General features: G+C 74.6%; 8 protein-coding genes and 1 pseudogene. 3 read left to right on the forward strand and 6 right to left on the reverse strand.

Features of this window, described 5'->3' with window-relative positions; all coding sequences use genetic code 11:
• The coding region (locus DVH02_RS23100; protein WP_233518408.1) for a lycopene cyclase family protein at window positions 1-218 on the forward strand (218 nt) is incomplete at its 5' end.
• A gap of 236 nt (window positions 219-454) precedes the next feature.
• Complete coding sequence (locus tag DVH02_RS23105; RefSeq protein ID WP_199566388.1) at window positions 455-1,951, forward strand: FAD-dependent oxidoreductase; 1,497 nt, start codon at window positions 455-457, stop codon at window positions 1,949-1,951.
• Between the two features lie 105 nt (window positions 1,952-2,056).
• Here the strand turns inward: DVH02_RS23105 and DVH02_RS23110 are convergent, their stop codons facing one another.
• The 6 genes and pseudogenes from DVH02_RS23110 to DVH02_RS23135 form a co-directional block, all read right to left on the reverse strand.
• A complete protein-coding gene (locus DVH02_RS23110) occupies window positions 2,057-3,073 on the reverse strand; it encodes a DUF5914 domain-containing protein (protein WP_114625747.1) in 1,017 nt (338 codons plus the stop codon).
• The gene (locus tag DVH02_RS23115) at window positions 3,070-4,065 is read right to left on the reverse strand and encodes a phytoene/squalene synthase family protein (protein ID WP_114625741.1); all 996 of its coding nucleotides are present in this window, start codon (window positions 4,063-4,065) and stop codon (window positions 3,070-3,072) included. Before DVH02_RS23115 ends, DVH02_RS23110 begins: the two co-directional genes overlap by 4 nt.
• Window positions 4,052-5,677 carry a phytoene desaturase family protein gene (gene crtI / locus DVH02_RS23120; protein WP_114625742.1) on the reverse strand — a complete coding sequence of 542 codons (1,626 nt, stop codon included), beginning with the start codon at window positions 5,675-5,677 and terminating at the stop codon, window positions 4,052-4,054. The genes DVH02_RS23115 and crtI overlap by 14 nt, the downstream gene beginning before the upstream one ends.
• Window positions 5,674-6,816 (reverse strand): polyprenyl synthetase family protein, encoded by a 1,143-nt coding sequence (locus DVH02_RS23125; protein ID WP_114625743.1) that lies wholly within the window; start codon window positions 6,814-6,816, stop codon window positions 5,674-5,676. The genes crtI and DVH02_RS23125 overlap by 4 nt, the downstream gene beginning before the upstream one ends.
• 137 nt (window positions 6,817-6,953) lie before the next feature.
• Window positions 6,954-8,455: pseudogene (locus tag DVH02_RS23130) on the reverse strand (cryptochrome/photolyase family protein).
• Between the two features lie 121 nt (window positions 8,456-8,576).
• Entirely contained in the window at window positions 8,577-10,175 is a 1,599-nt protein-coding gene (locus tag DVH02_RS23135; protein WP_114625744.1) for an SDR family oxidoreductase, read from the reverse strand.
• 260 nt (window positions 10,176-10,435) lie between these two features.
• Here DVH02_RS23135 and DVH02_RS23140 point away from each other — a divergent pair, with 260 nt between their 5' ends.
• Window positions 10,436-10,819 (forward strand): VOC family protein, encoded by a 384-nt coding sequence (locus DVH02_RS23140; protein WP_114625745.1) that lies wholly within the window; start codon window positions 10,436-10,438, stop codon window positions 10,817-10,819.
• The last annotated feature ends 415 nt before the right edge of the window (window positions 10,820-11,234 follow it).

The following is an 11,234-nucleotide window of genomic DNA, read 5'->3' on the forward strand; positions in this document are numbered from 1 at the left end:
CCGGCCGGATCAACGGCCCCGACTTCTTCACCGACCTGTTCCGCCGTATCCCGCCACACCGCCTGCTGCGCTTCCTCGACGGGGCCACCTCGCCCTGGGAGGAATGGGGAATCGGCCTGCGCACCCCCGTCGGCCCGATGCTCCGCACCGCCGTCGAACTCCCCTTCCTGCCGCGCCGCCCGCACCCCGCGCCCCGAACCGGAGAGAGCCCCCGATGACACCGCCGCGCGACCACGACCCGGCACGCGCCTCGGACCACGACCCGGCACGCGCCTCGGACCACGCGTCGCACACCGAAGACCGTCCCACCGCGCTCGGCCCCGGCCACCGCACCGACCTCCCGCGCGCCGCGCGGCGCCTCGGACCGCCCGACGGCGGGGCGGGACGGCGGCGCCCGGTGAGCGCCCCGCACCGCGCGGCCCGGCGAGGCCGCGACCGCAAGGCCGAGGTCCTGATGCCACCGCCAGGTCAGGACCGGTTCGCCCGGACCGACGCACCCCGCGTCGCCGTGGCCGGCGGCGGGATCGCGGGTCTCGCCGCCGCCGTCCTGCTGGCGGAACGCGGCGCGCGCGTGACCCTCTACGAGCGGGAGGGGTCGCTCGGCGGTCGCCTCGCGGGCTGGCACACGCGGCTGGCCGACGGATCCGGGGTGACCATGAGCCGCGGCTTCCACGCCTTCTTCCGCCAGTACTACAACCTCCGCGGCCTGTTGCGACGGACCGATCCGGGGCTCGACCGACTCCGGCCGCTGCCCGACTACCCCCTGCGGCACAGCGGCGGGCTGACCGACAGCTTCGCCCGCGTCCCGCGCACGCCGCCCTTCGGCGTGCTCGGCTTCGTCGCCCTCAGCCCCACCTTCGGCTGGCGCGACCTCGCCGCCATGGACCCCCGAGCCGCACTGCCGCTCCTCGACGTCCGGGTCCCCGAGGTCTACGACCGCTTCGACTCGCTGGCCGCGACGGCGTTCTTGGAGCGCGTACGCTTCCCGGCGGCCGCTCATCACCTCGCGTTCGAGGTGTTCTCCCGCAGCTTCTTCGCCGATCCCCGCGAACTGTCGGCGGCGGAACTCCTGTTGATGTTCCACATCTACTTCCTGGGCTCCGCCGAGGGCCTGCTCTTCGACGTGCCGGACGACCCCTTCCCACAGGCCCTGTGGGAGCCGCTCGGCGACTACCTGCTGCGCCTGGGCACGGACCTGCGCACCGGGACCCCCGTACGCGGTGTGCACCCGGCGGACGACGGGGGAGTGGCAGTGGAGACCGACACCGCCGTCGACCGGTACGACGCGGTGGTGCTCGCGCTCGACCCCGGGGCACTGCGGGAGACCGTCGCGGCCTCACCCGACCTGGCCACCCCCGCCTGGCGCGACGACATCGCCGCCCTGCGCACCGCTCCGCCCTTCCTCGTCTCCCGGCTCTGGCTCGACCGGCCCGTCCGCGCCGACCGGCCCGGATTCCTCGGCACCAGCGGTTACGACGGCCTGGACAACATCAGCGTCCTGGACCGCTACGAGGGGCAGGCGGCCCGCTGGGCGGCGCGCAACGGCGGCTCCGTGGTGGAACTGCACGCCTACGCCGTCGAGGACGGCGCGGAACGGACGGACGTCCAGAACCGTACGCTGGCGAGCCTGCACCGCGTCTACCCCGAGACCCGCGGGGCACGGATCGTGGACGCCCGGCACGAGTGGCGCGCCGACTGCCCGCTCTTCCCGGTCGGCTCCCGCTCCCGGCGGCCCACCGTGTCGACGCCCCATCCCTGGGTGACGCTGGCCGGCGACGCGATCCGCTGCGACCTGCCCGTGGCGCTGATGGAACGCGCCGCCACCACCGGCTTCCTGGCGGCGGGCGAGCTGCTCGCCCGGTGGGGCGTGCGGGGCCAGGTGCTGTGGACCGTACCCCGGGCGGGCCGCTCCGCCCTGCTCCGGGCACTCGGCGCGGCCGGGCGACACTGAGCCCCGCGCTCCCCGAGCCCGTGCTTCCCGAGTCCGTGCTCCCCCGGGCCGTGCTCCCCCGGGCCGTGCTGTCGCGCCTCCGGGGCCCGTCCGGTCGGGGCAGGCTCACGCCGGGAACCGCCCGGTGCCGCGCAGCTCCCAGCGCCGCTCCGCGTACGCGAGGTCGTCGCGCCACAGCCGCCCGGCCGTGCGGCGCATCAGCGGGCGCAGCGCGGGCGCGGCGGCGCGCGCCAAGGCGAAGCCGCGCCGGTCCGAGGCGGCCACCACCGCCTCGATCACAGCGGTACGCGGCCGCGGGTCCGCTTCCGGGGTGAGCGGCGTGGCATGGGTCTCCACCACGGACGTGGCCCCCTCGCCCTCGGTGACGCGCATGACGACCGTGCGCGGCCCGGGAGCGGTGAACTCCGCTCTCACCGGGACCACCAGACGGCCCGTGACCCGGAAGGAGACGTCGACGACGAAGGTGTCGTCGTCCTCGCCCCGTGGCGGCCTGGCCACCGTCAGGTCCACGAACGAGTACGGGTGGAACCACGAACCGTGCCACGGGTCCAGCCGGTTGGCGACCACGTCCTGGGGCTCGCAGCGGCCCACGACGGTGAATACGGCGTCCACCGCGCCGCCCGCCACCGGCCGCTCCGGTACCACCGGCCGTTCCAACGGCTCCTCGCCGCCCACCGCGTCCAGCCGGACCCAGACCAGCACCCCGTCGTCGTGGACGGGAAACGGCTCCCACCCGGCGAACGGACCACCGTCCAGGGCCAGTCCGTGCCAGTGGCACACCAGCGTGCCGCACACCACCCGGCTGTCGCGCAGCGGCGCCCCCAGGTGCGGGCAGACTCCCGGGCCCGCGCGCAGCCCGCCGGTCTCCGAACGCCACAGCACGACCTCGACCCCGCCCACCGTCCTGCCGCGCGGCGGTCCACCCGCGCGCACGTCCCGAGAGGCACCGACGACGAACCAGTTGCCGGACGGCCGTGCGCAGGCGCGTTCGAGCGCGGCGCCGATCAGCGCCGGGCGCGCCTCCTGCCAGGTCGGCGCCTGCGCCGCCCAGTCCCAGCGGCGCCGTCGCCGCAGCGGCGGTGTCCAGCCGCGGCGCTCTCCGCGGCCGGCCGCCCCGGTCATCGCACCGGTCCCTTCCAGCCGAGCGCCGCGCCGCCCGCCGCCGGAGTCCGGCGCCGAGCCCGCGTCCGCCACCGCGCATGGGCGATCCGCGCGACACCGGCCGCGGCCGACGCGGCACGCCGCCGCCGGGACACCACCGCCCGCCGGTGCAGGACCGCGTACCCCTGATCCGCGATGGCGTCGAGGATGCCGCCGTAGAGCGCGAACGCGGTACGGATGCAGGGCCGTACGCGCGGATCGAGCATGGCGATGCCCGGCTCCGCCTCCCGGTACACGTCCCTCGTCATCGTCTCGGCCGCGACGAGCGCCGCGCGGATCCTCGGGTCGCGCCGTCCCGTGGCGCGGCTCCACTCCAGCAGCGCGCGGTCCACGCCGTGGGCGGCGAGCAGGTCCGCCGGCAGGTAGACGCGGCCCCGGTCCAGGTCCTCGCCGACGTCCCGCAGGAAGTTGGTGAGCTGGAAGGCCACTCCGAGGGCCGCCGCGTGCGGCGCCGCCTCCTCGCGGGGGACGACCGTGCCCAGGACCGGCAGCATCTGCAGCCCGATCACGGCGGCCGAGCCGTGCATGTAGGCGCGCAGATCCGCATAGGTCGGATAGTCCGTGACACACAGGTCGCTGCGCATCGACGCCAGGAAGTCGGCGAACAGCGCGTGGTCGATGCCGTACCGGGCGGCGGCGTCGGCCACGGCCCGCACCACGGGCTCGTGCCCGGAGCCGCTGCGCAGAGCGCGCGCCAGGTCGCCCTCCAGGAGCCCCAGCAGCCGGTCGCGTTCGCCGGGCGTCTCGTGCCGCGCCAGGTCGTCCACGATGTCGTCCGCCCACCGGGCGAAGCCGTACAGCGCGTGCACGGCCGACCGGCGCTCCACCGGCAGCAGCCGGGTGGCCAGGAAGTAGGCCCTGCCGTGCCGGGCGTTGAGTTCCCTGCAGCGGCTGTACGCGGCCCGCAGCGCGGGATCGGTGACACCCGCGGCGTCCAGTTCACGACGGGTCATGGGTACCTGCCATGGTCGCAGTGGTCGCAGTGGTCGCAGTGGTCGCAGTGGTCGGAGTGGCGGCGGTGGCGGCGGTGGCCGGAGTGCTGGGCGTGCCGGACGGCCGTCGTCTCCGTACGGACCGGCGGCCGGTGCCCGCGGTGACGCGGTCGGCGGCGAGTCTGCCGCTGATCAGCACCGTTGGGACGCCGACCCCCGGAGTGGTGCCGCAGCCGGCCAGTACGACGTTCTCGACGCCGCTCACCAGGTTGCGTGGCCGGAACGGGCCGGTCTGGGCGAAGGTGTGGGCGACGGAGAAGGGCGTGCCGGCCGCGTGCCCCTGCGCCGTCCAGTCCAGCGGTGTCACCAGCTGCTCCTGCCGGACGCTCGCCGAGAACCCCTCCAGACCCCGGCGCTCCAGCTCGGCCACCAGGCTGTCGCGGTAGCGCGGGCCGAGATCCCGCCAGGCCGCGGCCGAGGGGCCGACCTCGGTGTTCGGGCAGGGCGCCAGGACGTAGTGGAGGTGTCCGCCCGGCGGCGCCAGGGAGGGGTCGTGGGTCGTCGGCCGGGTGATCAGCAGGGACGGGTCGCTCATCAGCCGCCCGGACCGGGTCAGTTCGTCGAAGGTGCGCTCCCAGGCCCCGCCGAAGGACAGGGTGTGGTGGGCGAGGCCGGGCCAGGTGCGGTCGGTCCCGGCGTGCAGGACCACGGCGGACGGCGAGTGGCGCAGCCGCACAGGACGCCGTGGCGCGCGCCCCAACAGGCCGTACGCGGAAGGCAGTTCGCAGGTCAGGACGAGCGCGTCGCACGGGATCCGTTCGCCGGAGGACAGCCGGACGGCCCGCACCCGGCCCGCCCGCCGCTCCAGCGCGGTGACCTCGGACGACCAGCGGAAGTCGGCCCCCGCGCCGCGAGCCGCGTCGGCCATCCCCCGGGGCAGCGCGTGCATGCCGCCCTTGGGGAACCAGACCCCGGCCACCGTGTCCATGTAGGCGATCACCGCGTAGGCGGCCAGGGCCCTGGCCGGGGTCACTCCGGCGTACAGGGCCTGGAAGGAGAAGACCCGGCGCAGCCGCTGGTCGGAGAGGAAGCCGCCGATACGCCGGTCCAGCCGCCCGAAACCGCCCAGCGCCGCCAGCCGGGCCAGGTCGGGGTGGAGGAGGCGCAGCGGCGAGTCGAAGTTCGCGCCGATGAAGCGGCGCATCTGCGCCCGGTACAGCCGCTCCAGCCAGTCGCGCAGCGCGCGGTACCCGGCGGCCTCGGCCGGTCCGGCGAAGCGTCGCACCTCCGCCTCCATCGCCTCGCCGTCGGTGTGCACGTCCAGCGAGGTCCCGTCGGCGAAGCGGGCCCGGTAGGCCGGGTGCAGAGCCACCAGCTCGACGTGGCGCGCCAGGCTGTCGCCGACAGCGGCGAACGCCTCGTCGGCGAGGTGGGGCATGGTCAGCACCGTGGGCCCCGTGTCCATCAGGTGTCCGCCCAGCTCCACCCGGCCGGCCCGGCCGCCCGGCCCCGTGCCCCGTTCGACGACCGTCACCCGGCGCCCCGCGCCCAGCAGATGAAGGGCGCAGGCCAGGCCGGACAGCCCGGCGCCCACCACGACGACATGGTCCGTCGGACCGGGCACGGTCTTCACACGACCTCCCCGGTACGGCCCGCCGTGATGCCCGCCGCCCGCTCGACCATCGCGGCGAACTCCCGCCGCACGGCGGGAGCGGCGCCCGTGCGCCCGAAGTGCCGCAGCCCGTCGGCCGCCAGCTCCGCGATCTTCGCCTCCACCACGGTCCTGGCTCCGGTCCGCTCCAGCGCGGCGCGCAGCCGCGTCACGCTGTGGCCGGGCCGCGCGGCCCCGCCGGGGGTGAGCACGGCGGTGACCTCGTCGTCGCCGTCGGCGCGCGCGAGCCCGAGTGCGGTGGCCAGGAGATAGGTGAGTTTGCGTGAACTCAGGTCGTCCCCGGCCGGTTTGCCGGTCACCGCCGGATCGCCGAACGCGCCGAGGAGGTCGTCCCGGAGCTGGAACGCCAGCCCCGCGCACCGTCCGGCCGCGCGCAGAGCCTCCAACGTGTACGGGTCGGCGTCGGCCAGCGAGGCGCCCAGGGCCAGTGGCCGCGCGACCGTGTACAGCGCGCTCTTCAGCTCGGCGATCGCCAGCGCCTCTGCCACGCCCGACGATCCGGTCGCCTGCGCGTGGATGTCCCGGTACTGACCGGCGACCATCTCCTCACGCATCGCCCGCCATTCGCCGTACAGCCGCGCGCCGTGCGGCGAGCCGAGCGCCGTCTCCGTCAGCAGGTCGTCCGCCCACACCAGCGCGAGGTCCCCGGCGAGCACCGCGGCGGAGGCCGCGAACCTCTCCGGTGGGCCGTTCATCCCGACGGCCCGGTGCATACGGGCCAGGTCCGCGTGGAGCGCGGGCGCGCCCCGGCGCAGTGGGGAGCCGTCCATCACGTCGTCCTGGACGAGAGCGCACGCCTGCACCAGCTCCAGGGCGGCCCCGGTGCGCAGCACCGCCGCGGCGTCGCCCGAGCCGCCCGCGGCCCGCCAGCCGCACCACGCGAACGCCGTACGCAGCCGCTTGCCGCCACGCCGGACGAACGCGGTGACCCGGTCGGCCACGTCGCGGGCGAACACCGGGTCGGTCCTTCGGGCCTCTCGCGCTCTCGTGTCCAGGACGCGCCCCAGCACCGCCTCGACGTGGGTGATGGCGTCGACGGCCGTGGTCGGGGCGTCGCCGCGGCTGTCCCCTTCGGCCAGGTCCGGTCGTAGTCCAAGCACACGCAACCCTCACTCTCCGTCAGCCACTCTCCGTCAGCCACACACCGGTGGACCCGGTGTGCACGCACCGATTCCCGCTCCGCGGAGCGGGCTCCCCGAGGACCCGTCCGCCCCGTCTGCAGTCCCCTCCGGGTGTGTCACGGCGGCGCGTCGCCACGCGCCCGCTCCTGTCGCCGCAACTCGTCGAGACCGGCGAGCCGGTCCAGTGCGCGCACCGCCCGGACGGTGCGGTGGTTGTGTTCCAGCCGGGCACGGTGCCGGTCGAGGAAGGCCCAGTAGCCGGCCGTGTAGGGGCAGGCGCGTTCGCCGTCGCGGTCGCGGGGGCGGTAGGCGCACCCCCCCCGCACAGGTCGCTCATCCGGTTGATGTAGGCGCCCCCTGACGTGTAGGGCTTGGTCGTCATCCGGCCCCCGTCGGCGTACTGGGACATGCCGACGACGTTCGGAACCATCACCCAGTCGTAGCCGTCCACGAAGCAACGGTGGAACCAGTCGGTGACCTCGGCCGGATCCCAGCCGCGCTGGAGCGCGTGGCTGCCGAGGACCATCAGCCGGGGGATGTGGTGCGTCCAGCCGGTGTCGCGCACCTGCGCCAGGACGGTGCGCAGGCAGTGTGCCCGTACGTCGTCCGCGTCCAGGCCGCTCCACCAGCGTGGCAGCGGGGCGGTGTGACCGAGGACGTTGGAGTGCCGGTACGCCTCGCCGAAGTACCAGTACAGCTGCCACACGTACTCGCGCCAGCCCGCGACCTGACGGACGAAGCCCTCCACACTGTTCAGCGGCGCCGCACCGGCACGCCACGCGGCTTGCGCCCGTTCGACGCACTCGGCGGGGTCGAGCAGGCCCAGGTTGAGCGAGGACGACAGCAGGCTGTGGCTCATGGCCGGGTCGGCGGCGAGCATGGCGTCCTCGTACGGGCCGAACGCGCCGAGCCGGTGCGCGACGAACCGCCGCAGCGCCGCGCGGGCCTCGGCGCGGCTCGCGGGGAACAGCCGCGGTCCGTCCCGTCCCACGAAGGACACGTCTCCGTCGTTCTCCCAGCGGTCGAGATCGCGGCGGACCTCCTCGTCGATGCCGTCCTCGCGCGGCCGGTAGGGACCGGGGACCGGGAGGACGGCGGCGTCCCGTGGCGGCGGTCGCCTGTTGTCGTGGTCGTGGTCCCACCGCCCGCCCGCCGGACCGTCACCGTCCATCAGCAGGTCGTGCCCGCGCCGGACCCAGCGGTAGAAGTCCTCCTGACGCAGGCTCCGCCCGCCGCGGCCGTCCGCCCACGCCGCGAAGTCGTCCATCGGCACGAGAAAGCCACGCGCCGGGCCCACGGTGACCCGCGGCAGCGACCGGACCAGCCGGACAGCGGCGTACGAGGTCGGGTGGTGGACGGTCACCCGGCTGTGGCCCGCGGCCTTCTCCAGGCCCTCCCGGTAGGTGTCGGCGCGCACATAGGCGACCCGGTCGCCCAGCTCGGCCGCCCGGTGGCGCATGGCGGAGAGCACCAGGTGGGCCTTGGCCCGGTGGAAGCGCCTGCGCCGGAACACCGACCGTGCCTCGATCATCAGCAGCGGTGTGTCACCGCTGAGGCCGCTGTCCTGGGATGGACGCAGGAAGTGCGGACCGAGCTGGTCGCCGAAGAGCCAGTGCACGGTGCTTTCCCCTTCAGTCCCGGCCGCGCGCGTGCTCGAAGCGCGGTGGTGAGGTACGCGGGACGGCCGCGACGGTCATGGGTGACACTCCTTACGGGGACGACGCGTCCGGCGGCCTGGCCTACTGTCCGACGCTTCCGCCGCGGCGCGCTCGGCGGACGCGGCAGAGGCGGCCGAGGCGGCAGAGGCGGCCGACGCGTGGCGCGGCCCGGCGCGCGCTCATGCCCTTGGCCGCGGCCTGGGTGATGTTGCGGGCCATTCCGCCGAAGACGACGGAGTGGAAGGGGGAGACACACCACCAGTACGCGTGGCCGGCCAGACCCCGCGGGTGGAACAACGCGCGCTGCCGGTAGCGGGTGCTGCCCTCGTCATCCGTCTCGGCGAACATCTCCAGCCACGCGAGGCCGGGCAGCCGCATCTCCGCGCGCAGCCGCAGCAGGTGCCCCGGCTCGATCTCCTCCACCCGCCAGAAGTCCAGTGAGTCCCCGACCCGCAGGCGCTCCGCGTCGCGCCGTCCCCGGCGCAGCCCGACCCCGCCGACGAACCGGTCCAGCCAGCCGCGCACCGCCCACGCCAGCGGGAAGGAGTACCAGCCGTGGTCGCCGCCGATTCCCTCGATCACCCGCCACAGCGACTGCCGTGACGCGTCGACCGTCAGCTGTCGTTCGTCCTCGTAGAGGCTGCCACCGGCCCACTGCGGGTCCGTGGGCAGCGGGTCGCTCGGGGCTCCCGGGATACCGGCGGACGACCAGCGGGTCGTGACCCGCGCGTCGCGCACCCTGCGCAGGGCCAGTGCCAGCGCCTCGTCGAACGGCAGCGGGTGCCCCGGCGGATCGGGCACGTACCGGGCGATGTCGTGCTCGTGGCACACCACCTCGTGACGCAGCGACTCGGTCAGCGGCCTGGCGAGAGCGGCGGGCACCGGGGTCACGAGGCCGACCCAGTGGCTCGACAGCCGCGGGGTGAGCACCGGCACCGGCACGATGACCCGATGCCGCAGCCCGCCCACCACGGCGTAACGGCGCATCATCTCCCGGTAGGTCAGGACGTCGGGCCCGCCGATGTCGAACGCCCGGTCGACGTCGGCGGGCATGGTCGCCGAGCCGACCAGATACCGCAGCACGTCGCGTACCCCGATCGGCTGCGTCCGCGTGTGCACCCAACTGGGCGTGACCATGATCGGCAGCCGCTCGGTGAGATAGCGCAGCATCTCGAAGGACGCCGAGCCCGAGCCGATCACCACGGCCGCCCGCAGCACGGTGGCGGGCACCGGCCCGTCGAGGAAGACGCGTCCCACCTCGGCCCGGGACCGCAGATGCGGGGAGAGCGAGGCTTCGGGAATGTTCCGCGGCGTGAGCCCGCCCAAGTAGACGATCCGCCGCACTCCGGCGACGTGCGCCGCTTCCGCGAAGACACGTGCCGCCCGGCGGTCGGTCTCCTCGAAACCAGAACCGGTGCCCAGCGCGTGCACCAGGTAGTACGCGACATCGATGCCGTGCAGGGCGGCGCCGACCGAGCCCGCGTCGGTGACATCGCCCCGGACCGTCTCGGCGTCCGCGGCCCAGGGGTGGTCGCGGAGCTTGCCGGGGGAGCGGGCCAGGCAGCGGACCCGGTGGCCCGCCTCCAGCAGATCGGGGACCAGACGCCCGCCGATGTACCCGGACGCCCCGGTCACCAGGCAGTTCAGCCGCCGCGGGGCCGGTTGTCCGTCCGTGTCCATGGTCACTTCCTCACAGCGCGCGTTCCGGTGGCACCCCTGGCTTCCGATCATCGCCGCCCCCTCGCGAACGTGCCCGTCGTGGCGAGGCGATCGGAGGACACCGGGCGAGCGGGGGCGCCCGATTCCGCACCGCGCCCCGCTCACGGGTCGGTACGGCTGGAGCGTGTGTCGACGGTGCCGCCAGGGCGCCCGAGCCGTGTGCGCGAAACCCCAGCGCGACCCGGTGGCATCTGGAGCGGAAGTGAGGAAGGCTCGCGCGCATGGTTTCGGTAGTGCAGAACGTGGCGATCGACTGTGCGGATGCCTACGAGCTGGCCCGGTTCTGGAGCGGAGTCACCGGCCGTCCAGTGCACCCCGAGGACGAACCGGGCGACCGGGAGACTCAGGTGCTGCTGGCGGAGGGCCCGGTGCTGCACTTCAATCAGGTGCCCGAGCCCAAGAAGATCAAGAATCGGATTCATCTGTGTCTGCGCCCTGAGACATCGCGTGAACAGGAGGTGGAACGGCTGCTCGGCCTCGGTGCCACCTTGGTCGGCGACCGCCGGAATCCCGACGGCTCCGGCTGGGCCGTACTCGCCGACCCCGAAGGCAACGAATTCTGCGTGCTTCGCAGTGAGTCCGACCGGGCTGCGACGGCTACCTGACGCCGCCACGAGGCCGTGTGGCGCATACGGCTTGCGTACACGGCCTTGAGCACCGCCACGCCGCGTGGGCACGCCGGGTAATCGGCGCCGGAGTTTCCGCGGAGCCACCGATCGCCGGTCCGCCGGAAATTACCGGTGTCCGCGGCATCACCGCTCCGGCGCGTGCCGAATGGTCCGGGCGTCCTTTCGGCCGACCCGGTACGCGGATTTGATCGCGGCCACTTCCTGGGGACGGGCAGTGGCCGCGATCAAATCCGGACCGGAATCATCCGGCGGTTTCATGTCGAAGGAGCCGCGCCTCACCGAAACCGGATTCTCCGGATCCGCTCAGGAGGCGGGGCGGTGCCCGTCCGGGGAACCACCCGGTCCGTCCACCGTGAAGCCGCCGCCCGCCCCCGCCTCCTGAGCGGATCCG

The organism is Streptomyces corynorhini, assembly GCF_003346515.1.
Lineage (GTDB): Bacteria > Actinomycetota > Actinomycetes > Streptomycetales > Streptomycetaceae > Streptomyces > Streptomyces corynorhini.

What these genes read in the sequence shown, in the direction of transcription:
- DVH02_RS23135 (WP_114625744.1), bottom strand. Translation starts at nt 10,175, where the DNA reads ATGGACACGGACGGACAACCGGCCCCGCGGCGGCTGAACTGCCTGGTG.
- DVH02_RS23140 (WP_114625745.1), top strand. Translation starts at nt 10,436, where the DNA reads ATGGTTTCGGTAGTGCAGAACGTGGCGATCGACTGTGCGGATGCCTAC.
- DVH02_RS23110 (WP_114625747.1), bottom strand. Translation starts at nt 3,073, where the DNA reads ATGACCGGGGCGGCCGGCCGCGGAGAGCGCCGCGGCTGGACACCGCCG.
- DVH02_RS23105 (WP_199566388.1), top strand. Translation starts at nt 455, where the DNA reads ATGCCACCGCCAGGTCAGGACCGGTTCGCCCGGACCGACGCACCCCGC.
- DVH02_RS23115 (WP_114625741.1), bottom strand. Translation starts at nt 4,065, where the DNA reads ATGACCCGTCGTGAACTGGACGCCGCGGGTGTCACCGATCCCGCGCTG.